A 23,780-nucleotide genomic window follows, 5' to 3' on the forward strand; every position below is an offset into this window, starting at 1 on the left:
CGTGCCTTCAAGGTATCTGAATTACGGAAAAGAACAGGCCAAGATTTTTGATGGCAGTCGCGAAGCCCTCATAATCGACCGGCTTGGTTATGTAAACATTCGCGCCCAGGTCATAGCATTTCTGAATTTCAGTCTCGTCATCGGTAGTTGTCAAAACCACGACGGGCAAACGACGGGTGTATTCGTTGCTTTTGATCTGCTCGAGAATGTTGATGCCCGACATGTCAGGGAGATTGAGGTCGAGCAGGACAAGAAGATAACGGTCTTTGCTCACAAGGCCATCTCGACTTTCGCCCAGTATATAGTCAAGCGCCTCAGCTCCGAGCGTAAACGGCACGATCTCGTTGTTCACGCCGGCCCGCCGCACGTTCTTTTCGATCAGCCGCGCATGGCCCTCGTCGTCTTCGATCATCACGATCGTCACTTCCTGACCGGTCGCTTTCATGTGTCGCCTTCCTTCGTCACTCGTCTGAGGTCACTCGGCAGCAGCAGGAAAAACGTGCTGCCCTCACCGAGTTTGGACTCAACTCTAATGTCACCTCCTAAATTTCTGATTAGCGAACGAACATGGGCAAGGCCAATACCCTCTCCCGGCTGGTCCTGATTGCCCGCCCGGCGAAAGAGTTCGAAAACCCTTTCGAGATCCTTTTCACCGATACCGCGCCCATTGTCGCCGACTTCGATACAGATCGCACCACGCCCGGCCGGATAGGCGCGCGCCGTCAGCCGCAGCGGACGACCAGGCATCTGGTATTTCACCGCATTGTCGAACAGATTTCCGAGAATCTGATCGAGTGATATGCGGTCGGTCACGATCGTCAGCTTCGGCGTGTCGACGTCGATCTCGCCGCCGTTCGCCGTGATCTGGTGGCGTACCGTCTCGGAAAGTGACAAGAGCAATGTTTCTACGTCGACTTTCTCGGGCTGCAGCTTGCGCTGGCCGTCGCGGGAAATTTTAAGGATCGCGTTGATCAGCTGATCCATTTTGCGGGTGGATGAGCGGATAAAGCCGATAGCCTCGGGAATATCCTCTTCCACCGCCAACCGCGCCTCGCGGACGACGTCGTCGGCCAGGGTTTTCCCATCCGCAAGGACATAAGCATTCACCGACTTCAGCGAGGTGTCGAACTCGGAGAGAAAGCCCATTATATTTACCAGCGGCGCCCGCAGGTCGTGTGTAACGATGTAGGCGAAGCGCTGGATTTCCTGATTGGCGCGGCGGAGATCGCGTGTCCTGCCTTCTACACGTTCCTCCAGATTCCGGTTAAGCTCGTCAACATCCTCCCGAGACCGGGTCAGAGCCTTGATATAGGTGAAGACAAGGAAGATCGAACCGCCGACGACAAGGAGAATTGCAAGCGCGCCGCCCACGGTTACCCATCGGAGTGTATTGGCGGCATCGAGCTGATCATTAACAATGACACGCAAACGATCGTCGACATTCGATTGCAGATTGGACAAGATGCCTCTGATCTCGCTCATTAAGCGCTTGCCGTCATTGTTGCGAACGATCTCAATTGCCTCCGTGATTCGACCCGTGCGCTGCAGCTCAATGGTTTCGCTTGTCTCCGCCAGCTTGGCTTCGATCGCCCGCCTCAAACCGGAAAGAGACTGCGCATATTGAGGCTGTTCCTTCAGCAGGTCGAAGAGTCTCGACTGGCGTTGCGGCAATGTACGCAGAGCCTCTTCATAAGGCGCTAGATATTCCGAGTTGTTGGCAAGCAGATATCCTCGTTGCCCGGTCTCAATGTCCTGCATCGCCGTCAGCACATCGAAAACCGCGGCACGAAAACGTCGGAGTTCCGCAGTCTCCTGTGAGTACCTGTTGTTCACCTGGACGAGCCATAAAGACACGGAGACCATGCCAATCAAAATCGCAACACCCACGGCCAGCATCAAAAGGCTTCGTTTGGCAAACGGTGAAAAACCAGTCACAGCAATACATTCCCGGTAGGCGCTAAATTAGTTGCGCAAGCTAGAGTATGACAACACCGGAGGCGACTGTTTTCTTTTTATCGATCCGTGGAACCAGCGCGGGGTTCAGGGGTTTTGCAATGTTGATTGAAAGAGGCCTGCGGGGCCGAAGTAATGAGAATACGGTGACAATGAGCTACGATTTCCAGGGAAAACAGATCCTCGTATTGGAAGATGACGCACTTCTCGCGATGGATATGGAAGATTTTCTCTCCGACCTCGGCGTCAATGTTGTCGGGCCGGTTTCCCATGTTGACGCCGCGCTCGAAAAAATAAACGTCACCGATCTCGACGGTGCGGTCATTGATCTCAATCTGAGAGGAGAATTGTCCTTCCCCGTCATCGAAGAGCTCAAGGCGGCGAACATTCCCTTCGTCATCTGCAGCGGATATGCGGAAGTACCCGGTGTCCGGGCTCAGCTGGACGGCCTGACAGTCGTTTCCAAGCCTTGCGATTTCGACAATCTCTCGCGTGTTCTGGCCAATGAGTTTTCACTGATCGACTAGGGCCGAGCCGATCGCGGCTTGGCGCCCCACCTTCATCTTTTCATCCGGCATCTTTTCATCCGGCGATTCAATCCAGGGGAAAGAGGACCTGATATTTCAGGCCGCCGCGATCGTAGCGAATTTCACTTTCAGCCTGCAATTCGTATTGCGCGCCTTTTGTTATCAGGGTCGTTCCAAAGCCGGTTTCCTTCGGCGCGGAAACAGGCGGGCCTCCGCTTTCCTGCCACCTTAGGTCAACACGGTTGCGCCCATCTCCGTCACGCAACTTCTTCCAGAAAACCTCGACCTTTCCGTTTGCGCCGGACAGAGAACCGTATTTCTGCGCGTTCGTCGCCAGTTCATGCAGGATCATTCCCAGCGCCAAAGCTGATTTTGGCGACACATGCACGCCATCCGGACCGTCAAGTTCGACCCTGCTCGCAAAGACATTATGCGGCTCGATCGCGCGCTTCACGACGTCTCTGAGGTCAGTCTCTCCCCAATTGCTCTGAAAAAGCAGGGCATGGCTCTCCGCCAGTGAACTCACGCGGGCCACAAGCCGTTCCTGATAATCCTCGATCGAGGTACTGCCTTTTGCCGTTCTGCGGATAATGGATATGACCATCGCCATGGTGTTCTTGACGCGATGGCTCAGCTCACGAACAAGAAGTTCCTTGTGCAGCTCTGCCCGTTTCCGCTCCTGTTTTTCCCGCGCTTCCGCCAGCGCGCGCTCGACGGCGGACGGCAATCTCACCAGCCGCTGCTTCAGCACGTAATCCGTGGCGCCGCGCCGGAATGCGTCGATCGCAGCATCCTCGCCCAAAACTCCGGACACGAAGATAAACGGCGTATCGGGTCGGGTCTGCATGACGACGTCAAGCGCCGCCATGCCGTCGAAGTCCGGCAGGGAGAAATCCGCAAGAATGATATCAAACGGCTGTTTTTCCAAAGCCTCTATGAACGACGCCTTGCCGACCGCCCTGGTCACCAGCGGAGGTGGTGAAATACGCGAAAGCTGGTCCTCAATCAGTTCTGCATCGACCGAGCTGTCCTCAAGGAGAAGAAGCTTGCCTGCTTCCATTCGCCGCACCGCCTCATCCACCATTGCGACGTGCACCGGGTGGCGGCTCGTTCAGGAGAGCCCAGAAAACTCCGAGATCCTGTATAGCCTTAAAAAACTGTGTGAATTCCACGGGCTTGACGACAAAGGCGTTAACGCCCAGTTCGTAGCTCCGCACCAGGTCCTGCTCCTCTCGAGATGACGTCAGCATGACGACCGGAATGTGCCGCAGATGATCAGCGCCCTTTACCCTCTGCAAAACCTCAAGCCCGTCCACTTTCGGGAGTTTGAGATCGAGAAGGACGACAGCCGGATCGCCGGCAGGCCGGTTGTGATAGCTGCCAGTGACAGTGAGATAGTCGAGCGCCTCGGCGCCGTCGCGCGCCACCACCACCTCATTCGCCAGCTGGCATTTTTCGAGAGCGGTCAGCGTTAATTCCAGATCGCGCGGATTATCTTCCACCAGCAGAATAGGTCTGAGTTCAGGCAATGTCGTCCTCTTTAATCTTCACAATCGGCAATCGGAAGGAGAACGTGGCTCCCTCACCGACAGTTCCCTCAGCGCCGACCGAACCGTGATGGCGCTCGACAATTCGTCTCACCAACGCAAGTCCAATGCCCGTGCCCTCGAAATCCTCGACACGCTGAAGCCGCTGAAACACGCCGAAAAGCTTGCCGTAATAGGCCATATCGAAGCCGACACCATTGTCTTCGACGGAATAGGTGATGTCGTCTTCGCCTTCAACCGCTGAAATGCTGATGATCGAAATCGGCTCCCGGGAGGAATATTTGATGGCGTTTTCGATCAGATTGTACCAGACCTGCCGCAACAGGGTCGGATCTCCGAATATCACCGGCAGTTTTCCGATCCGCCATTCGATCTGGCGGCCAGCAACCGCCGGATCGAGAGAACGGCGGACTTCGCTCACCACCTTCTGCATATCGACCGGCTTCATGGTAATCTGCGTGCGGCCAAGCTGAGAAAAATTCAGAAGATCGTCCACCAGCCTGCCAGCGCCGAGCGCCGCCTCGGATATCATCTGAAGATAATGCAGGGATTTCTCGTCCAAGGCGTTGCTGCGCTCACGCAATAATTGCGCAAAACCGACGATATGGCGGAAAGGCGCGCGCAGGTCATGCGAAACGGAATAGGAAAAAGCCTCCAGTTCCTTGTTGGTCCGTTGCAGTTCCCGCGTCAGATCCGCCATTTCCTCCGCCTTGCGCAGGACAATACCGATGATCGCGCTGCGCAGCTCCCTTGCGGCTGCAAGCTCGGGCTCCGACCACGGAGACGCCGTGCCGCGCAATTGCTCCTTCCAGATTTCGAAGGACTTGCGCGGATGGATGCGTCCGCTTTCCTGCACCGTCTTGTGCGGATCGCCACCCCAGCGCACTGTTTTTATGACCTCCGGCCGAAACCAGATCAGCCAGCTTCCATGCAGTTCCGAAACCCGCATCGCGATAATCCCGCTGGCGACGGATGCATAGGCCGACGCAGCAGGGTAATCACCTGCCAGATTGTCGGTCGCAAGAACATCGGTTAAATCCTGCTCACCAAGCCACAGGACAAGCTCTTCAACCTGCTGCCGTGAAGGCGTCTTGCCGACAAGTTCATATTTGTCGCCAAGAATAAGCGCAGCACCATCGGCTCCCACCTGTTTCAGCAGGTCTTCTCTTTCGTCGTCGCCTGCAATCAGACCGTCAACCCATTTTTCGGCAGTCGCCATCCGCTTCAGCAGACGCGCCTGAACGTGGCCAAGCTCCACGCGGCGGGATGCATCCTGAGAACTCTGCTCCATCGCTATCCGCATCGACAGCAGCTGCGCCGCAAAATCACAGGCCTCTCGCACGGCAAGGGACACCGCATGAGGTGTGGCGTGGTGGCAGGCGATCAGGCCCCACAGGGCGCCGTTAACGATGATCGACACCGACATGGAAGCGGCCGTGCCCATGTTGCGCATATACTCAAGATGAACCGGAGACACGCTCCGCAGCTGTGAAAAGCTCATATCGAGTACCGCCCCCGTTTCCGCATTCACCTGCGGTCTCACCGGGACGGGCCGATAATTGGCATCGGGGATCATTCGCAAACGGTTGATGGTATAGAGTTGCCGCGCCTGCGGCGGGATATCACCCGCCGGAAAACGTAGTCCAAGATAAGACGGCAAAGCCCCGCTACCGGCTTCCGCCACGACGTGGCCGCTCCAGTCCGGCCCGAAGTCGTAAATCAGGGTGCGATCATACTCACTGATTGCGGAGACCAGTTGCGCTGTTCGAAAAAGCGCATCTTCCAGCGACGGCGCGCTATTCAGATATTGCGCCAGACGGGTGAGTTCGCCCATCAGCCTTTCAGCCGATTCGCCCTCCCTCGTCTTTTCCACCTCAACGATAATCAGAGGGCCGGATCGATGCGCCGAAACATCGAGTTTCTTTTCGGCCCAGACATATCGGAAAATGCTCTCTTCACTGGAATACCAGGCGGACAATGCTGCGAGAAACGGCAACACCACCTCGCTTGCAACGGCACCGATCGGCACTGCCCGACCAATATAGTCAGCGAAATTGTCACTGGTCTGCACCACGGAAAATTCCCGCGCAGACAAGACCAGAAGAGCCCCATGCTCCTGAATAGCGCCGGGGATATGGATGGGCTCGGCGCCGCAACTATCCAGTTTCGGCGTAACTGAACTCATAACTTTCTCCAGCTGCTCCTTGTGCAAGAACGTTCGACCTGCTCAAAAGATGCGGCCAGCCTATTCATTATTGCGGGGATGTAAACGTTCGTTTCGGCAAACGTTTCGAGAGCGGTTTTTGAAACGCGCCCATGCCGATTGCGGGGCGCTGACACTAAACCGCCTTCAAGAGGTAGTGCCCCACCCCCCACACGTCACCACCATCATGCCCGAAAAGCCCCGCGGTGGCCAGGAAGAACAATCGCCACCGCCTTTCCCAAAGCCGCGCATCGGCACCATAGGTTTGTTGCAGAATGGGTCGGATGCGGTCAATTTTTCTGTCGAAGTTTTCGAGCCAATCGAGAGCTGTCCGACGATAGTGCGACCCTGACCAGCGCCACTCCCGCTCGACGGTGAAAAGCTGGTTGAAACGATGGGGAAGGTCAAAGGCCGGCATGATGCCGCCGGTGAAGAAATGCCGGGCGATCCAGTCGGCAGGATTGTTATGGTCGAAACGATAGGATCGGTCGCGGTGGTTAAACACATGCATGAAAAACCTGCCGTCCGGCTTCAGCCACGCGTGAACACGCTCAAACAACACGCGCCAATTCGACATGTGCTCGAACATTTCCACCGATACGACACGGTCGAAGCGATCGTTCGTCGTGAAATCATTCATATCGGCCGTTATTACAGAGAGGTTTGAAAACCCAGATTCTCGCGCACGACCGATTATATATTCGCGCTGCGACACGGAATTCGAGACTGACGTGATACGCGCATTGGGAAAACGGCCGGCCATATAAAGTGACAACGAACCCCATCCGCAGCCAAGTTCCAGAATATCCATCCCGTCTTCAAGGCCGGCATGGGCCGAGGTCTTGGCCAAAGCAACATTTTCAGCTTCATCCAGCGTCGCCGTGGCATCGTCATAATAACAGCAGGAATATTTGCGATGCTCTCCCAGAACGAGCGCGAAAAATGCCGCTGGCACTTCATAATGCTGTTTGTTCGCGTCGTCGGTATGGCTGGCGACGGGAAATTTCACCATATCCGACGCGAAAACCTCTTCCGCATCGGCTGGGATGGCGGCAAGCCGCCGCTTCGTCCGTCCGCAGAGCATATCTATTCCGGCAAGCGTCACGCTATCGCTAAGCGGCGTGCGCTCGGCGGCGTTGATGGCGAGTGCGAGCATGTTCATGGCCTGTCCTCGTTCTTGCGCGGCCCCGGGAAAAAGGCGTTGACGCGTTGTTGAAGGGCGCGGAATTTTTCCCCGCGCGATTGCAGCATATGGTCTTCAAGCGGCGGAATGCCGGAGACATGGACAAGCAGCCAGTACATCATCGCCGGTGCGGCGAGCGACGCCCATGACAAGGCCAGCCCCTGAATGGCCAGCAGCGGAAAACTGCACCAGAAAAGCCATTCGAAAAAATAATTGGGATGGCGGGAATAACGCCACAGGCCGGTTTCGCAGACACTGTTTTTTGCCGCTGCGGTCTTTCTGAATTTCGAGAGCTGGGCGTCGGAGAGCGCTTCGCCTGCCAGCGCGCCAAGGGCAAGCACCATGGCGATCACGTCAACGATACGCGGAAAACCATGGGTGTTGCTTGCGGCGAGATAGACCGCGAGAACGAGCACAAAAGCGGCGATTGCCTGTATTTGCAGGAAGATGAAGAGCCGCAGGGCGGCAGCGCTCCCCCATTGCTCCATAAGCTTTGCATAACGGGGATCTTCCCCGCCTCCTCGCGTGCGCATGCCGATATGGCCGGCAAGCCGCAGGGACCAGACAACGACCAGGAAAAGTGTAGCGCCGCGCCGCCAGCCGTCTCCGCCGGCGAAAACAACAGCGAAAATTCCGCCAAGCCCGACGCTCGCCGCCCACACCGTGTCGATCCAGCCGCTTGAACCGGTTGCTCTCTGCAACGCCCAGGCGCCTGCCATCAGAAGCGACATAAGAATGGCCAGCGCCAGGACAACAGAAAATATCACCACTTTGCTCGCCCTTGTGAACAGTTTGAGGTCGGGTTTCGTGATGGGAAATACGACCGAACCGGCAAAAGAGTTTCAGGCGTCGAACAAAATTTCAGAAAATCAATGCGCCGGTGAAACTGATCGGGCGCCCTCCTCGTACATGTCGCAGACCCAAAGACTGGATTGGCAATGCGATAGCGAGGAAAAATGGTCGACACCGAAGCGAAAAAACAACAAAGCCGGCGCCGCATCGCCGTGGTTGGAACGGGAATTTCCGGTTTGTCGGCGGCTTGGCTTTTGTCGCAACGGCACGATGTAACTGTTTTCGAAGCTGCTGATCGCATCGGCGGCCACACCAATACGGTGACGTTCAGGACGGACCACGGACAAGTCCATGTCGACACCGGATTCATTGTCTACAACGAGCAGACCTATCCCAATCTCACCGCTCTTTTTCGAACACTGGACGTGGCCACGGCGGCTTCGAACATGTCTTTCGCTGTTTCTCTGGATGATGGCGGTTTCGAATATTCCGGCGGAACCGGCCTTGGCCTGCTGGCCCAGAAGTCCAATATCCTGAGGCCACGTTTCTGGGCGATGCTTGCGGACCTTTTGCGCTTTTACCGCAACGCCCCACGGGACCTGCATGTGATGGGCGATCTGTCTCTCGATGAATATCTCTCCCGCAATCGGTATGGTTCAGCGTTTCGCGACGATCATCTTTATCCCATGGCTGCGGCCATCTGGTCCACGCCGGCCATGGAGGTCGGCCGTTATCCGGCGGCGCATTTCATCAAATTCTGCCGCAATCACGGCCTGCTGTTGCTGCGCAATCGGCCGGTCTGGCGCACCGTCGTCGGTGGCTCGCGCGAATATGTGAAACGCATCACGGCGCCTTTTGCGGATCGAATTCGCCTGTCGACACCAGTGAAGCGCATCCACCGCCTGCCGGACGGCGTCGAAATCACTACTGCGGACGGCGAAGCCGTGCGCTTCGATGAGGTGGTGATCGCAACCCATGCGGATCAGGCGCTCGACATCCTTGCCGACGCAACACGCGCCGAACGGCGCATTCTCGGCGCTTTTACCTATACCCAAAACCGCGCCGTGCTTCACACCGACAGCAGCTTCATGCCGCGCCGCCGCGCTGCCTGGTCAAGCTGGAACTATGTGGCCGACACGCGCATTAAAACGGGCCAGCCGAGCATTACCTACTGGATGAACAGGCTTCAGCCGCTGGGCGAAATCCCGGACGTTTTCGTAACGCTGAACCCGGCGCGGGAACCGGATCAAGGAAAAATCATCGCCGAGGAAACCTATCACCATCCGGTTTTTGACGCTGGCACCGAACAGATGCGTCAGGAGCTATGGGCCTTGCAGGGCCTGCGAAACACCTGGTTCTGCGGCGCTTATTTCGGATCCGGTTTCCACGAGGACGGCCTTCAGGCCGGCCTCGCCGTCGCCGAAGATCTTGGCGGCGTATCCCGCCCATGGAAGGTTGCCGATGACAATGGCCGGATCATTCGCCTGAATTTGGCGACAGTTGCGGCAGGCACGGAAGTGATGGAGGTGATGGCATGACGTCCCCCCTCAACTCGGCGCTTTTTCCCGGCCATGTAACGCATGCGCGTTTCAAGCCGAAAACCCATAAACTCGCCTACCGGATTTATTCGCTGCTCCTCGACCTCGATGAGTTGAATGTGCTTGACCGAAAATTGCGGTTTTTCTCCGTAGACCGGTTCAACCTTTTCTCATTCCACAGCAGGGACCGCGGCAGCCGCAGCGCCATCGGGCTGCGCCAGCAGATCGAAACAGCCATGACGGCGGCAGGCATGCCGGTGGACGGAGGACCGATACGTCTGCTCACCATGCCGCGTGTGCTCGGCTGGGCCTTCAACCCACTCAGTGTCTTCTTCTGTTACGGGCGCGACTTGTCGCTCAAAGCTATCCTCTGGGAAGTGGACAACACGTTTGGCGAGAGACACGCATACCTGATCCCCGTGGAAGCCGGCAAATCGACCGAGATCGTCCAGCGATGCGAAAAGGCCTTTTATGTCTCGCCTTTCATGGACATGGATCTCCGTTATGTTTTCCGCGTCACCCCACCCGGCGACAGGCTGAAAATCGTCATCGAGACTTTCGACGATGACGGCCTGGTCCTGACCGCCCGCCATCTGGCCCGACGTGTCGAGTTGACGGACAGCGCACTTGTGAAAGCTTTCTTCGCCATCCCCCTCCTGACGCTCAAGGTCATTCTGGGCATTCATTGGGAGGCGCTGAAAATTTGGCTGAAGGGTGTGCGTTTCAGAAAACGTCCGCTGCCGCCTGCCAGTCCAGTCTCCTTCCTTCATCCTTCATCGTCGCAAACCGAGGCCAAAATTCATGACCCCGTTTGACAATCTCACGGAATCATCGGTGAAAAATACGCGTCTTGACCGCCGCATCAGCCCTGGCATGTGGCTCATCAGCCGGCTGTTGAGCAATATCGACCGAGGAAGATTACATGTTATTCTTCCCGGCGGCGGTTTCATTGAAAAATCCGGCGCAACAAATGGCAGCGAGGCGACCATTGTCCTGCATAGCTGGCGCGCGCTCCGGCGAATGCTGCTGAACGGCGACATCGGCTTTGCCGAGGGGTTCATCGAAGGCGACTGGACAACACCGGATCTGACGGCGCTTATTCGCTTCGCGGCCCAAAATCGCGAGGCGTTCACAAGGTCGATGCGCGGCAGCCTGCCCATGCGCCTTCTCCACCGCACTGCGCATAGGTTGAATGCCAATACCAGACGGGGCAGCCGCCGCAATATCGAAGCACATTATGATCTCGGCAACGAGTTCTACCGGCAATGGCTCGATCCTTCGATGCTGTATTCATCGGCGATCTTCGATGACACGGCGTCTACGCTCGAGGCCGCCCAACTGAAAAAACTGGAACGTATCGTCGATAAACTGCAATTGAGTGGCGGCGAAAACATATTGGAGATCGGCTGCGGCTGGGGCGCACTCGCCATTCACCTTGCCACCCAGGCCAAAGCCAACGTCACCGGCATCACCCTTTCCCCCTCCCAGTTGAAATGGGCAAAAAATGCAGCGGAAAAAACGAAAAGGACAGGCCGCATCGATCTGAGGCTGCAGGATTATCGTGACCTGAATGGCCAATTCGACAGGATCGTCTCCGTCGAAATGTTCGAAGCAGTCGGCGAGGCCTATTGGCCAAGCTATTTCGAAACGCTGAAAAGATGCCTGAAACCCGGCGGCCGCGCTGTGCTGCAAATCATTTCGATTGAAGAAAGCCGCTTCGATACATATCGGCGTAAGGCGGATTTCATCCAGAAATACATCTTTCCCGGCGGTTTTTTGCCCTCGAATGACGCGCTCGAAAAGGCGGTCGGCAAGGCCGGCCTGAAGCTCACGGATAACGAGCTTTTTGGCCAGTCCTATGCGCTCACGCTCGCCGAATGGCGTCAGCGTTTTCATGCGCGGTGGCAGACGATATCCCTGCTCGGTTTCGATGACCGCTTCCGGCGGCTTTGGGATTATTACCTTTGCTATTGCGAGGCAGGTTTTGCCGAGGGGACCATAAACGTCGGATTCTACACCATCGAACACGGATAAGGCGGGACCAAACTACGGAGTGAGACAATGATGATCAATGGATTGACAGCTGCTTCCGTCCTGTGGCCACTGCTGGTTGCATCCAGCGCCATGGCGGCCGATATCGACGGCAACTGGGCGCGCGGAGACGGCAAGGCGAAAGTAATGATCGCGCCCTGCGGCGAAAATATCTGCGCCACAAATACCTGGATCAAGCCGGGAACCCCGAAAGAAAAAACCGGGGACCAGCTGATCATGGACATAAAGCAGACAGAGGCGGGCAGCTATTCCGGCACCGCTTTCGACCCCCAGCGTGACAAGTCCTACAGGATAACAGTGACAGTGAACGGCAACGGCATGACCACGAAAGGCTGTATCGTCGCCGGTCTGCTGTGCAAGGGCATAAACTGGACAAGGATCGACTAGCCACATCTCCACATTGCTTTGCCCTCGCATCTTCGCTTCCGCATCAATGCCCTGCAAAGGAAAACACCGATGAAGACCTATTTCGCGGCATACCTTGTTACCCTCGTCGCCTTTCTGGTGATCGATTTCATCTGGTTGAGTACGATGGCGTCGCGCCTTTACCGCCCGGCTATCGGCGATCTTCTGGCGGACAATTTCAGGCTTGCTCCAGCGGTCGTCTTTTACCTCATCTATGCCGCCGGCCTGACCTTTCTCGCGGTTCGCCCGGCCTTTCAGACGGGGGAATGGACGACCGCGCTGCTTTATGGCGCGGTGGTCGGCTTCATGGCCTACGCCACTTACGACCTGACCAATCAGGCGACGTTGAAAAGCTGGTCCACGACCTTGACCGTCGCCGATCTTTTATGGGGAACCTTCGTCTCCGCAGCGGCGGCCACAATCGGCTATTTCATCACGGCGCGGCTCGTCGGCCCGCTGGAAAATCCGGCGGGCCTGTGATGACGACATCCTCTCTTACCGGCAGCTTCGTTCCGATACCCCTGCAGCGTATCCGTTGCCGGGTTCCCGGCATACATCTCTTGTCTTCCTGCGAAAGACGGCTCTATAAAGGAGACGCAGCAAGGAAGGTTCGAATGCAGGCCACAGAGATCGCAAGCCTTATAAACCGCGTCGGCATGGGTGATCGTTCAGCATTCGTCTCGCTTTACCAGGCGACCAGTCCGAAGCTCTTCGCAATCTGCCTGAAAATCCTGCGTGACAGAACGGAAGCCGAAGAGGCGCTGCAGGAAATCTATATCAAGGTCTGGCAGCGGGCCCGAACATTCGCCGCCAGTGCCGGAAAACCCGCCACATGGCTTGCCGCCATTGCCCGCAACCATGCCATCGACACGATCAGGGCGCGCAAGCCCATAACCGATGACATCGAGGAAGCCTACGATCTTGCCGACGAGAGCGTCCGCGATCCTGAGCAGCAGATCGTTCTCGCCGATGAAGGCCGCAGGATCGAAGACTGCATGCGCGAACTTGAGACCGTACACGCGCAGGCGGTGCGCCGGGCCTATGTCGAGGGCTTGAGTTATCTCGAACTCGCCGAGGAATTGCGCGTGCCGCTCAACACGGTCAGAACCTGGCTACGACGCAGTCTCCTCAAACTCAGAGAGTGCATGCAGCGATGACCACGGGCGAACAGAGCGGCGGCAAGCATTCGCGCGACGATATCCTCGCCGGTGAATATGTTCTGGGCGTCCTACCGCTTGAAAAGCGTCGGGAACTGGAACGACGCATGCAGGACGACTCGGCCTTCGCACAGCTGGTACAGCGTTGGGAAGCGGAATTTTCCGACTTCAATGCCGATTACGAGGAGCACGTACCGAGCGCCACTGTTCTTGAGCGTATCGAACAACGACTGTTCGGAAGCAAGGCCGTCAATACCAATGGCAGCCTGTGGAATTCCGCATCCTTGTGGCGCTGGATTTCGGTTGCCACCAGCGCAACCGCCGTTGCCGCCGTCGTTTACGCCGCCTTCCCCGAAAAGCGGCAGGGCACCGCACCGCTGGTGGCCGAACTTGCAACGACGGACAGCCAGGTCAATCTCCTTGCCTCCTACGACGCGGAATCCGGACGGATGCGGATTGTGCCTGTTGCAACCGGCAAGACCGACGAAAAATCACTGGAATTGTGGCTGGTGATGGACGGCGGCAAGACCCGCTCGCTCGGCGTTTTCCAGCCCGGAACGAATGGCGACCTCATCATCCCCGCCGACATGCGCAACAGCATCACCGAAGGCACAACCTTCGCCATCAGCGTCGAACCTTTCGGCGGCTCGCCGACTGGTCAGGCAACCGGCCCTGTTATCGCTGTCGGCACTGCGCGATGGGGATGAAGGTCTAGCGCTTCCCGATTTCGAGGCGAGTCCCGATGACGCGTCACGATAGGAGATGGGTTGTAACGGTCAGTCTCCGAAACCGACGATGCCCTTGATTTCGGTGAACGACATGCTGGATGCACAACGGGTGTATTTGGGCAAAAATGCTGTGTTGCGGCCGGGTTTCCGCAGCTTTCCGCGCCAGAAACCGGCAATTGTGGACGAGGACGGGATTGCGGCCGCATCAGCCGACACCACCAACTCCGATGCACCCTATCCCACGAACATTGTCCGGCGAAATGGTCTTGTCCTTATGCGCCAGCCGCATCACTATCGGCTTCTCGTCAAATGGCATGAGTGAGAGACCGACAAGATGTCCACATTCACATTCGCAACCGTCCCGCAGATAATCGCAGGCCCCGGTAGTATCTCAAGACTTTCGGAGCTGAAGACCGGACTTGGGTCGCGTATTCTGGTAATTTCCGACGATGGCGTCGTCAGGGCTGGGCTTGTTCAGCCCGCCCTTGCAAGTCTTTCGGAGGGCGGGGCCGAAACATCGATCTTCACCGGCGTTGTCGCTGATCCTCCGGAAGCCGTCATCCACGACGCTGTGGCGCGTGCAATCGAATTCGGGGCCACCGGCATACTAGGCATCGGCGGCGGCTCATCGCTTGATGTCGCGAAACTCGTGGCGCTGTTGGCAAGGAGCGGTGAAGCGCTCTGCGATATTTACGGGGTCGGCAAGGTGACCGGTGAACGCCTGCCATTGGTGCTGGCGCCGACGACGGCCGGCACCGGATCGGAAGTCACACCGATTTCCATCGTTACCACGGATGCACACCAGAAAAAGGGTGTCGTGTCGCCAACCCTGCTGCCGGATGCGGCCATCCTGGACGCAAGTCTGACAGTCGGCCTTCCTCCGTCGGTAACGGCGGCGACGGGAATTGATGCGATGGTCCACGCCATCGAGGCTTTCACCTCCGCAAGCGCGAACAACAATCCTGTTTCCCGCACACTTGCCAAAGAGGCGCTCCGGCTACTTGGAGCAAATATCGAGGCCGCCGTAAAGAACGGGACCGACATGGTTGCCAGACAGGCCATGCTGCTTGGTGCGATGTTGGCCGGTCAGGCCTTTGCCAACTCGCCGGTGGCGGCCGTTCATGCTCTCGCCTACCCGATTGGCGGTCTCTATCATGTTCCACACGGGCTCTCCAACAGCCTGGTCCTGCCGCATGTGTTGCATTTCAACGCAACGGTGTGCGGCGATGCCTATGCGGAACTGGCGCCATGTCTTTTTCCTCAGCTGGAGCCTGCCGACAGGTCAGGACGACTTGCCGGCTTCCTGGAAGGGCTGGCCTTGCTTCCCGTGCGCCTGAACCTGCCGGTGCGACTGAGAGATGTTGGAATACCAAAAGACGGGCTTGCCTTGCTGGCGGAAAATGCGATGGAACAGACACGCCTGCTGGTTAACAATCCACGCACGGTGTTGCTGTCCGATGCCGCCAGAATCTACGAAGATGCTTGGTAGGCAAGGGTCAGCGCCTCCTTATCTCCACTTCGACATGTCGGCGCAAAAGTTCTGATATTCTTCCCGACTGTTACCTTTATCAAAGTCGACTGCTCCGATACGGTTGTGGCGGGGATATTCGGAGCCGAAAAGTCCGGGTTCAGAACTGGGAACAACATTGTGCGCTTGGCCCATTGCTCATGTCGTCAGCTAACTGTCGTGACAAATGGAGAACCCCGCAAGGTATCCGTTTGTCACTGTCGTGCGTGCCAGCATCGCACCGGCTCAGCGTTCGGCGTCGCAGTGTTTTATGAAGCCGATCAAGTCACTGCGTCGGGAGAATACAAAACCTACATGCGGCCCGGAGATAGCGGAAAGAACCTGGAGTTCCGCTTCTGCCCCGCCTGCGGATCCACGGTTTATTGGTTACCGGAATTTCGGCCCAGGCTCGTCGCCATCGCCCTGGGCTGTTTTGAAGATTCAAGCGCCATGGAACCAACGCAGAGCGTTTATGAGGAGACCCGCCATGCCTGGGTGTCTCTATCTATTCGAGATTCTGGAGAAAAATGAAGCGGCAAGGCTCCGCCATGGGCTTTCAGGTCCCCTGATCCGGCTCCAGTGAAACAGACAAATTTTAAAGAGGCTATAAAACCGTGTTGACTCGGCCTAGCATTTAGACTTTTTTGTAAAGCGGTTTAGTAAATCGCTTTACAAGCCAAACAGAGGTCGAAAAGACCCGGTAGAGTGGAACAGAAAGCGGGAGTGTGATGGCGCGAAACCCTGCGACCAGCCTCAAAGATGTCGCCTTGGCGGCAGGCGTTTCAGTTGCGACCGTATCGCGGCTTCTGAACGGCACGCTGGAGCTGCCGCCAGAAACGAAAGCGCGCATCGAGGCCGCGATCCGTGAACTCAATTACGTGCCCAATCCCCATGCCAGACGTTTGAGCCGAGGGCGCTCGGACACGATCGGCCTTGTCGTTCCTGATATTGGAAACCCGTTTTTCGGCATGCTCGTTGCGGCCGTGGAAGAAGAAGCCGACAGGCGAGGACTTGCCCTTTCGCTTTTCGCCACGCTGAACCGTACGGGTCGGGAATTGTCCTATCTTCGTCTGCTTGCCCGCAATCATGTCGATGGGCTCGTTTTCATCACGAACCACCCCAATACCGATGAACTGGCGGAGCTGATCAATACCACCGGAAAGGTCGTGGTGGTCGATGAAGACGTGCCCGGCGCCACCGTGCCGAAACTCTTCTGCGACAATGAGCAGGGCGGTCGTCTGGCTGGCGCGCATCTGGCTATGCATGGGCATAAACATGTCCTTTATGTCGGAGGACCAGAGGAGATGATCAGTACGGAGCGTCGTTTTCGCGGTCTAAAATCTGCTCTCACCGAGCGGGTGGCGGAGGCAGAGCTTTCGATTTCCAGATATTGCGGCGCATATACAGTGGAATTTGGCCGGGCTGCCGCGCGCCGCTTTCTGGATGAGGGGCGCCCGGCAACGGCTGTTTTCGCCAGTTCGGACGAAATCGCCATCGGCTTCATCGAAGTTCTGCGATCCGAAGGCGTGCGTATCCCGCAAGATGTGTCGATGATCGGTTTCGATGATGTCGGACCGCTGCATCTGTTTGCCCCGCCGCTCACCGCCATTCACCAGCCTGTCAGCGCCATTGGCCAACGCGCCCTGTCGCTTTTGCTCGAAACCAATTGGGACCAGGAACCTCCTTTGCTGTCAGAGGAGCTATTGCCCGTCGAAATCGTCGTGCGTGAATCCGTTGCGCCGCCCGCGATCAAATAAAAAGCAACGAAACCAACAGAGGAAGAACGATAATGCTGAATTTTAAACGTCGATATTTTTCCGCAGCGCTCGCTGCGACCGTTCTTGCCGGCGCGACCCTGTCTGCCGGTCTTGCCACCGCCGCCGAAAAAACAATCGCCTTGGTGCAGATCAACCAGCAGGCGCTGTTTTTCAACCAGATGAATGAAGGCGCGGAAAAGGCCGCCACGGAAGCCGGCGTCAAGCTGGTGATCTTCAACGCCAACAATGATCCCGCCGCCCAGAACAGCGCGATCGAGACCTATATCCAGCAGAAGGTGGACGGCATTGCCGTGGTCGCCATCGATGTCAACGGTATCATGCCGGCCGTAAAGCAGGCTGCTGCCGCCAATATTCCCGTCGTCGCGATTGACGCCATTTTGCCGGAAGGGCCGCAAAAAGCGCAGATCGGCGTCGACAATGGCAAGGCGGGCGCCGACATGGGGCAATTTTTCCTCGACTACGTGAAGTCGGACATGGGCGGCAAGGCAAAGATCGGCGTCGTCGGCGCGCTGAACTCCTTCATCCAGAACATCCGCCAGAAGGGCTTTGAAGACACGATCAAGGATAAGTCCGGCATCACGACGGCTGGCGTCGTCGATGGCCAGAACGTTCAGGACACCGCTCTGTCGGCAGCGGAAAACCTCATCACCGGCAATCCTGATATGACCGCAATTTATGCCACGGGTGAACCGGCTCTTCTTGGAGCGGTCGCCGCCGTTGAAAGCCAGAGCAAGCAGAAAGACATCAAGGTGTTTGGCTGGGACCTGACCAAACAGGCGATTGCCGGCATCGATGCGGGTTATGTCGCAGGCGTCATCCAGCAGGATCCTTCCGCCATGGGTGCAGCGGCGGTCAAGGCGCTCAAGACCGTCTCCGACGGCGGCACCGTTGAAAAGACCATAGCCGTGCCGGTTACCATCGTCACCAAGGCCAACGTCGAACCCTACCGCGCGGTCTTCAAATGATTGCGGCCGGACAGCACACAGGCGCTGTCGACGGCGCCGGGGGAGATATTCTCTCCCGGCAGCCCGACCGTGAAGCGCGTATCTCCCTGCGCAATATCCGCAAGACATTCGGCTCGCATCAGGCGCTTCGCGGCGTCGATCTCGATATCTTCCCTGGCGAGTGCCTCGGTCTCGTCGGCGACAATGCGGCCGGTAAATCCACCCTCACCAAGGTGATTTCCGGCACCTACATACCCGATGAAGGCACGATCACGATGGAAGGCGAAGCCATTCGCTTTTCGGGGCCCGCCGATGCTCGTAACCGCAACATTGAAATGGTCTTTCAGGATCTGAGCCTCTGCGACCATATCGACGTCGTCGGCAATCTCTTCCTCGGACGCGAGATTACCAGGGGGCCGTTTCTCGACCGGCCAACCATGCTTTCGGAAGCCCGCAAGATGCTGGATGCGCTGGAAATCCGCATTCCGCGTCTCACCGCAAAGGTGGAAAAACTGTCCGGTGGCCAGCGGCAGGCAATCGCCATCGCGCGGGCGGCCTCTTTCAATCCCAAGGTCCTGATCATGGACGAGCCGACATCCGCGCTCGCCGTTGCGGAGGTGGAAGCGGTGCTTTCGCTCATCAATCGCGTCAAGGCGAAGGGCGTGTCGGTCATTCTCATCACCCACCGCCTTCAGGATCTCTTTCGGGTCTGTGACCGCATCGCCGTCATGTATGAGGGCACCAAGGTGGCGGAGCGCCAGATCAACGACACCAGCCTTGAGGATCTGGTAAGGCTGATCGTGGGAGGGCAACGTCATTGACCGTCTATACTGAACGCGCCAAAGGCTCACCGCTTTCGGACTTTTTTGCCGAAAATGCGCAGGTGCTTTCCATCGCGGCCTTTTTTGCCCTCTGCCTGGTGTTCTTCTCCGCGACGACGGATACGTTTCTGACGGCCGGCAATCTTCTGAACGTCGTCCGTCAGGCCGCACCTATCCTGATCGTCTCCGTCGCGATGACATTCGTCATCATCACCGGCGGTATCGATCTGTCCGTCGGCTCCATGGTTGCCCTGATCAATGCCGTCGGGGCGATCCTGCTTGCAGCCGGTTACCCCTGGCCGCTGGTTGTCGTCGCCATGCTCGTGCTCGGCGGCGGCCTTGGCCTCGTGCAGGGCTGGTTCATTGCCTATCAGGGCATTCCAGCCTTCATCGTCACGCTTGCCGGCCTCTCCATCCTGCGCGGCGTTGCCCTCTATATCACGCAGGGTTATTCCGTGCCGATACCGGAAGCACCCGGTTTCTTTTACCTCGGGCGGGGTGATTTCCTCGGCATGCCCGTGCCCGCCCTGATCGGCGTCGTCGTCACCGTGATTGCCTATATCGTTCTTTCGAGCACCCGATATGGTCGTCGCGTCGTGGCCGTCGGCTCCAATCCCGAAGCGGCGCGCCGTGTGGGAATGCCCGCCAAATGGATTCTCGCCTCCGTCTATCTGGCTGCGGGCGTGGCCTCGGCCATTGCCGGCCTGATGATTGCGGCGCGGCTAGGGTCTGGATCCTCGAATGCGGCAGTCGGGTTCGAGCTTCAGGTGGTGGCGGCCGTGGTTCTGGGCGGCACATCGCTGATGGGCGGCCGAGGCACCATTCTCGGCACGGTGCTGGGCACCATGACCATCGCCGTGATCGGCAACGGTCTGATCCTCATGCACATCTCTCCCTTCTTCACCCAGATCGTGACGGGCGCCATCATCCTTGCCGCAATCTGGCTCAATACGCGCATCTTCACCGCGAACTTCCGCCTGGGCGCGAAGAGAAAGGGCTGATGCGATGACCGCGGAACTGTCTGAAGGACATATCCGGTCGGGAAAGGTCATGACCGTGCGCGGCGCAATCGCTGCGGATCAACTCGGCGTCACGCTGATGCACGAGCACATCCTCAACGATTGCCGTTGCTGGTGGCACGCCCCCAAGACACCGGAGCGGCAATATCTTGCCGAGGGATTCGTCTGCATGGAAATCCTCGGTGAGCTGCGTCAGGATCCCTTCGTCAACAAGCACAATATCACGCTTGACGACGAACCGCTGGCGATTGCGGAACTGAAGGATTTCGCCACGGCCGGTGGACAGACGGTTGTTGAGCCGACCTGTCAGGGTATCGGCAGAAATCCCTTGGCGCTGCGCAGGATTTCAGAGGCAACCCGGCTCAATATCGTCATGGGGGCGGGTTATTACCTTGCGTCCTCTCACCCCGAAAAGGTGGCCGGGCTGACGGTCGAAGCCATAGCCGACGAGATCGTGCACGAGGCGCTCCACGGTGTCGATGGGACCGATGTCCGCATCGGCCTGATCGGCGAAATCGGTGTTTCCGCGGATTTCACGGCAGCGGAGGAAAAATCCCTGCGGGGAGCGGCGCAGGCGCATGTTCGCACCGGCCTGCCCCTGATGGTTCATCTGCCGGGATGGCTGCGGCTGGGGCATAAGGTTCTCGACATCGTCGCGGAGCAAGGTGCGGATCTGAACCACACCGTTCTTTGCCATATGAACCCTTCCCACGCGGATATTACCTACCAGAGCGAACTCGCAGGCCGCGGCGCCTTTATCGAATATGACATGATCGGCATGGATTTTTTCTATGCCGACCAGCAGGTGCAGTGCCCCAGCGACGAGGATGCCGCCCGTTCGATTGTCACGCTGGCGGAGGGCGGTTACCTCGACCGCATTCTGCTTTCCCACGACGTCTTCCTGAAAATGATGCTGACGCGATATGGCGGCAATGGCTACGCCTATATTCTCAAGCACTTCCTGCCGCGCCTGAAGCGGCACGGGCTCGACGACGCCACCCTTCAAACCCTCATGCGGGATAATCCGCGCTCGGTCTTCCAGGCGAAGACCTGACGAAACTATGGAAATGGAAAGATCATGACAAAAAAAGTGCTCCTCGTCGGTGAAAGCTGGGTCAGCTCCGCCACCCACTACAAGGGCTTCGATCAATTTGGCAGCGTGACGTTTCACCTCGGTGCCGAGCCGCTGGTGAAAGCGCTAGACGGCAGCGAATATGAGCTGACTTACATGACAGCCCATGATGCGGTGGAAAAATTCCCCTTCGAGATGGCCGGGCTAGACGCGTATGACGTCATCATTCTCTCGGATATCGGTGCGAATTCGCTCCTGCTGCCACCCGCCGTCTGGCTGCAATCCAAGACCGTGCCGAACCGGTTGAAGCTCATCAAGGCATGGGTGGAAAAGGGCGGCGGCCTGCTGATGGTCGGCGGCTATTTTTCCTTCCAGGGCATCGACGGCAAGGCGCGCTGGCGTCGCACGCCGGTGGAAGACACCCTTCCCGTTACCTGCCTTCCGTGGGACGACCGTGTGGAAATTCCGGAGGGCTCGACAGCCGATATTCTTAAACCCGACCATCCAACCGTCGCAGGCCTTTCCGGCGAATGGCCGCTTCTGCTGGGGGTGAACGAGGTCGAGGTGCGTGACCGCGCCGATGTCGAGGTGGTTGCCCGTCTGCCGGAAGATCAGGGTTCCCATCCTTTGCTCGTCACCGGACGTTTCGGCCAGGGCCGCACGGCCGCATGGACCTCGGACATCGGCCCCCACTGGCTCTCTCCCGCCTTCTGCGAGTGGGACGGCTATGGGCGCCTGTGGAAGAACATTCTCGGCTGGCTGACGGAAAAGCCGTGATCGGCAGGCTCAGGCCCGCAGGATGGTTGTCAGTTCTTCATGGCTGGGAAAGGCGTCCTGCGTGCCACGGCGGCCGACCGTGATGGCTGCGGCCCTCGCGGCATCCTCAAGGGCACGCGTATCCACGGCGACGCCGCGACGCGTGGCGGAGGCGAGCGCAACACCCGCGAAGCAATCGCCGGCACCCGTGGTGTCGACAATCGTGGCGGGCGCGGCCAGCACCTCGATTGCACCATTGGCAGACACGAGCACGCAGCCCTGTCCGCCGAGTGTGACGACAACGAGGCCGACGCCGGCCCGCAGCAGAAAAGCGCCGGCCTCAGCGCCACTCTCGCCTGATAGCACCTCTGCCTCGATGCGATTGAGGACGGCGATATCGATGAGCGGCAGGACGCTTGCGAACCAGGGTTGCAGGGGCGAAGGATTGAAGGCAGTCGTCAGCCCCTTTGATCTCGCCGCATGGAGAATGGCGAGGGTTGTTTCTTCCGATAGATTGCCCTGCAGGACAACGAGGTCACCCGATACGGCATCACCGAGTGCCTCCAGGGCCGCGTCTTTATCAAGCGCTGCGGCTGCCGACCAGGTGGTGATGATCGAGTTTTCGCCGTCCGGGGTCGTCAGAATGATGGAAATATCGCTACTGGTGCTGTCGACGGGAATGAGTTTTGGTGTCAGGCGTTCGCGGGCAAGCGCTTCTCTGATCGCAACGGCGCGGTCATCCCTGCCGACGGCGGCGACCAGCGTGGTTTCGACACCGCACCGCGAAAGAACGATGGCCTGGTTGCAGCCTTTGCCACCCAGACTGCGCGAGGCCTGCTCGCCGAAGATTGAAGCGCCTGCCTCGGGCAGCGCGGCAATGGAATAGGTTTCATCAAGTGCGATATTGCCGATAACAAAGGCGCGCATGGAGAACTTTCGAAAGGGACTGAAATGCAGACCATATCCGACAATGCGGCCAATGCTATCAAGGAAATTTTCGGTCGAAGCAAGGCGCTGATCGGCATGATCCATTGCCCGGCCTTTCCCGGAGCGCCGCGTTATCGCAACGCGAGCATGGATGCCATCTACGATGCGTGCATGCGCGATGCCGAACGGCTTGTCGAAGGTGGCATGCACGGTCTGATGATCGAAAACCATGGCGACGTGCCGTTTTCCAAGCCCGACGATATCGGGCCGGAAACCTCGGCTTTCATGAGCGTGGTGACAGACCGTATCGTTCGCGCCGCCGGCGTTCCCGTTGGCGTCAACGTGCTGGCCAATGCCCCCATTCCTGCCTTCGCCATCGCCATGGCGGGCGGGGCAAAGTTCATCCGTGTCAATCAATGGGCCAATGCCTATGTGGCCAATGAGGGTTTCATGGAGGGGCGTGCAGCCGAGGCGATGCGCTACCGTTCGTTGCTGCGGGCAGAGCACATAAAGGTTTTTGCCGACAGCCATGTCAAGCATGGCGCCCACGCCATCACGGCGGATCGTAGCATTGATGAACTGACTCGCGACCTTGCCTTCTTCGACGCCGACGGGGTCATCGCCACGGGCCAGCGCACCGGCAACAGCGCGACCCTGGAAGAAATCGAGGAAATCGGTGCGGCAACACATTTGCCGCTGCTGGTCGGGTCGGGCGTCAATGAAGGCAATATCGTCGACATCCTCAAACGCACCAGCGGCGTGATCGTAGCCTCATCGCTGAAGGAAGGCGGTGTCTGGTGGAACCCGGTCGAACTGTCCCGGGTACGTTCTTTCGTTGCAGCGGCTCAGAGCGGCCTCGATGGCTGAAAAG

The 23,780-nt window shown here is 58.0% G+C and carries 26 protein-coding genes; 18 read left to right on the top strand and 8 right to left on the bottom strand.

The window, feature by feature from the left end; genetic code table 11:
- Positions 1 to 7: 7 nt before the first annotated feature.
- Entirely contained in the window at positions 8 to 445 is a 438-nt protein-coding gene (locus tag BS627_RS22025) for a response regulator (RefSeq protein WP_077985250.1), read from the bottom strand.
- The gene (locus BS627_RS22030; protein ID WP_077985251.1) at positions 442 to 1,896 is read right to left on the bottom strand and encodes a sensor histidine kinase; all 1,455 of its coding nucleotides are present in this window, start codon (positions 1,894 to 1,896) and stop codon (positions 442 to 444) included. The genes BS627_RS22025 and BS627_RS22030 overlap by 4 nt, the downstream gene beginning before the upstream one ends.
- A 209-nt stretch (positions 1,897 to 2,105) precedes the next feature.
- On the opposite strand from BS627_RS22030, the gene BS627_RS22035 reads away from it, so the two are divergent.
- A complete protein-coding gene (locus tag BS627_RS22035; protein ID WP_077985252.1) occupies positions 2,106 to 2,480 on the top strand; it encodes a response regulator in 375 nt (124 codons plus the stop codon).
- A 67-nt stretch (positions 2,481 to 2,547) separates the two neighbouring features.
- Here BS627_RS22035 and BS627_RS22040 read toward each other — a convergent pair whose 3' ends face one another.
- The 5 genes from BS627_RS22040 to BS627_RS22060 form a co-directional block, all read right to left on the bottom strand.
- A complete protein-coding gene (locus BS627_RS22040) occupies positions 2,548 to 3,540 on the bottom strand; it encodes a sensor histidine kinase (RefSeq protein WP_077985253.1) in 993 nt (330 codons plus the stop codon).
- Positions 3,541 to 3,553: 13 nt separating this feature from the next.
- Positions 3,554 to 4,009 (bottom strand): response regulator, encoded by a 456-nt coding sequence (locus BS627_RS22045; protein ID WP_077985254.1) that lies wholly within the window; start codon positions 4,007 to 4,009, stop codon positions 3,554 to 3,556.
- Positions 4,002 to 6,212 carry a sensor histidine kinase gene (locus BS627_RS22050; protein ID WP_077985347.1) on the bottom strand — a complete coding sequence of 737 codons (2,211 nt, stop codon included), beginning with the start codon at positions 6,210 to 6,212 and terminating at the stop codon, positions 4,002 to 4,004. Before BS627_RS22050 ends, BS627_RS22045 begins: the two co-directional genes overlap by 8 nt.
- A gap of 154 nt (positions 6,213 to 6,366) precedes the next feature.
- Positions 6,367 to 7,392 (bottom strand): SAM-dependent methyltransferase, encoded by a 1,026-nt coding sequence (locus BS627_RS22055; RefSeq protein ID WP_077985255.1) that lies wholly within the window; start codon positions 7,390 to 7,392, stop codon positions 6,367 to 6,369.
- Positions 7,389 to 8,177, bottom strand: coding sequence for a DUF1295 domain-containing protein (locus BS627_RS22060; RefSeq protein ID WP_077985348.1), 789 nt, complete (start codon positions 8,175 to 8,177; stop codon positions 7,389 to 7,391). The genes BS627_RS22055 and BS627_RS22060 overlap by 4 nt, the downstream gene beginning before the upstream one ends.
- A gap of 192 nt (positions 8,178 to 8,369) precedes the next feature.
- Between BS627_RS22060 and BS627_RS22065 the strand changes: the two genes are divergently transcribed.
- The 16 genes from BS627_RS22065 to BS627_RS22140 all read left to right on the top strand — a co-directional run bounded on the left by BS627_RS22065 (position 8,370) and on the right by BS627_RS22140 (position 22,003).
- Positions 8,370 to 9,743, top strand: coding sequence for an NAD(P)/FAD-dependent oxidoreductase (locus BS627_RS22065; protein ID WP_077985256.1), 1,374 nt, complete (start codon positions 8,370 to 8,372; stop codon positions 9,741 to 9,743).
- A complete protein-coding gene (locus BS627_RS22070) occupies positions 9,740 to 10,558 on the top strand; it encodes a DUF1365 domain-containing protein (RefSeq protein WP_077985257.1) in 819 nt (272 codons plus the stop codon). The genes BS627_RS22065 and BS627_RS22070 overlap by 4 nt, the downstream gene beginning before the upstream one ends.
- Complete coding sequence (locus BS627_RS22075) at positions 10,545 to 11,777, top strand: SAM-dependent methyltransferase (RefSeq protein ID WP_077985258.1); 1,233 nt, start codon at positions 10,545 to 10,547, stop codon at positions 11,775 to 11,777. Before BS627_RS22070 ends, BS627_RS22075 begins: the two co-directional genes overlap by 14 nt.
- 27 nt (positions 11,778 to 11,804) lie before the next feature.
- Entirely contained in the window at positions 11,805 to 12,182 is a 378-nt protein-coding gene (locus BS627_RS22080; protein WP_077985259.1) for a DUF2147 domain-containing protein, read from the top strand.
- Positions 12,183 to 12,251: 69 nt separating this feature from the next.
- Positions 12,252 to 12,680, top strand: a complete 429-nt coding sequence (locus BS627_RS22085) for a DUF2177 family protein (RefSeq protein WP_077985349.1) — start codon at positions 12,252 to 12,254, stop codon at positions 12,678 to 12,680.
- Positions 12,681 to 12,814: 134 nt separating this feature from the next.
- Positions 12,815 to 13,357 carry a sigma-70 family RNA polymerase sigma factor gene (locus BS627_RS22090; protein WP_077985260.1) on the top strand — a complete coding sequence of 181 codons (543 nt, stop codon included), beginning with the start codon at positions 12,815 to 12,817 and terminating at the stop codon, positions 13,355 to 13,357.
- Positions 13,354 to 14,064, top strand: coding sequence for an anti-sigma factor (locus BS627_RS22095; protein ID WP_077985261.1), 711 nt, complete (start codon positions 13,354 to 13,356; stop codon positions 14,062 to 14,064). The genes BS627_RS22090 and BS627_RS22095 overlap by 4 nt, the downstream gene beginning before the upstream one ends.
- Positions 14,065 to 14,152: 88 nt before the next feature.
- Positions 14,153 to 14,407: a carbon-nitrogen hydrolase family protein gene (locus BS627_RS22100; protein WP_077985262.1), complete on the top strand. Its 255-nt coding sequence runs from the start codon at positions 14,153 to 14,155 to the stop codon at positions 14,405 to 14,407.
- A gap of 12 nt (positions 14,408 to 14,419) precedes the next feature.
- Positions 14,420 to 15,574 (top strand): iron-containing alcohol dehydrogenase, encoded by a 1,155-nt coding sequence (locus BS627_RS22105; RefSeq protein WP_077985263.1) that lies wholly within the window; start codon positions 14,420 to 14,422, stop codon positions 15,572 to 15,574.
- A gap of 156 nt (positions 15,575 to 15,730) precedes the next feature.
- Positions 15,731 to 16,123 (top strand): GFA family protein, encoded by a 393-nt coding sequence (locus tag BS627_RS22110; protein ID WP_077985350.1) that lies wholly within the window; start codon positions 15,731 to 15,733, stop codon positions 16,121 to 16,123.
- Between the two features lie 197 nt (positions 16,124 to 16,320).
- Positions 16,321 to 17,349, top strand: coding sequence for a LacI family DNA-binding transcriptional regulator (locus tag BS627_RS22115; RefSeq protein WP_077985264.1), 1,029 nt, complete (start codon positions 16,321 to 16,323; stop codon positions 17,347 to 17,349).
- A gap of 32 nt (positions 17,350 to 17,381) precedes the next feature.
- Entirely contained in the window at positions 17,382 to 18,335 is a 954-nt protein-coding gene (locus tag BS627_RS22120) for an ABC transporter substrate-binding protein (RefSeq protein ID WP_077985265.1), read from the top strand.
- Positions 18,332 to 19,135 (top strand): ATP-binding cassette domain-containing protein, encoded by an 804-nt coding sequence (locus BS627_RS22125; protein WP_077985266.1) that lies wholly within the window; start codon positions 18,332 to 18,334, stop codon positions 19,133 to 19,135. Before BS627_RS22120 ends, BS627_RS22125 begins: the two co-directional genes overlap by 4 nt.
- The gene (locus BS627_RS22130) at positions 19,132 to 20,136 is read left to right on the top strand and encodes an ABC transporter permease (RefSeq protein ID WP_077985267.1); all 1,005 of its coding nucleotides are present in this window, start codon (positions 19,132 to 19,134) and stop codon (positions 20,134 to 20,136) included. Before BS627_RS22125 ends, BS627_RS22130 begins: the two co-directional genes overlap by 4 nt.
- A 4-nt stretch (positions 20,137 to 20,140) precedes the next feature.
- Entirely contained in the window at positions 20,141 to 21,208 is a 1,068-nt protein-coding gene (locus BS627_RS22135) for a phosphotriesterase family protein (protein WP_077985268.1), read from the top strand.
- Between the two features lie 24 nt (positions 21,209 to 21,232).
- Positions 21,233 to 22,003, top strand: coding sequence for a glutamine amidotransferase (locus BS627_RS22140; protein WP_077985269.1), 771 nt, complete (start codon positions 21,233 to 21,235; stop codon positions 22,001 to 22,003).
- 9 nt (positions 22,004 to 22,012) lie between these two features.
- Here BS627_RS22140 and BS627_RS22145 read toward each other — a convergent pair whose 3' ends face one another.
- On the bottom strand, positions 22,013 to 22,909 hold the full coding sequence (locus BS627_RS22145) for a ribokinase (protein WP_077985270.1): 897 nt from the start codon (positions 22,907 to 22,909) through the stop codon (positions 22,013 to 22,015).
- Between the two features lie 24 nt (positions 22,910 to 22,933).
- Here BS627_RS22145 and BS627_RS22150 point away from each other — a divergent pair, with 24 nt between their 5' ends.
- Positions 22,934 to 23,776, top strand: coding sequence for a BtpA family protein (locus tag BS627_RS22150; RefSeq protein WP_077985271.1), 843 nt, complete (start codon positions 22,934 to 22,936; stop codon positions 23,774 to 23,776).
- Positions 23,777 to 23,780: the final 4 nt, after the last annotated feature.

Source organism: Agrobacterium salinitolerans (assembly GCF_002008225.1).
Classification (GTDB): Bacteria; Pseudomonadota; Alphaproteobacteria; order Rhizobiales; family Rhizobiaceae; genus Agrobacterium; species Agrobacterium salinitolerans.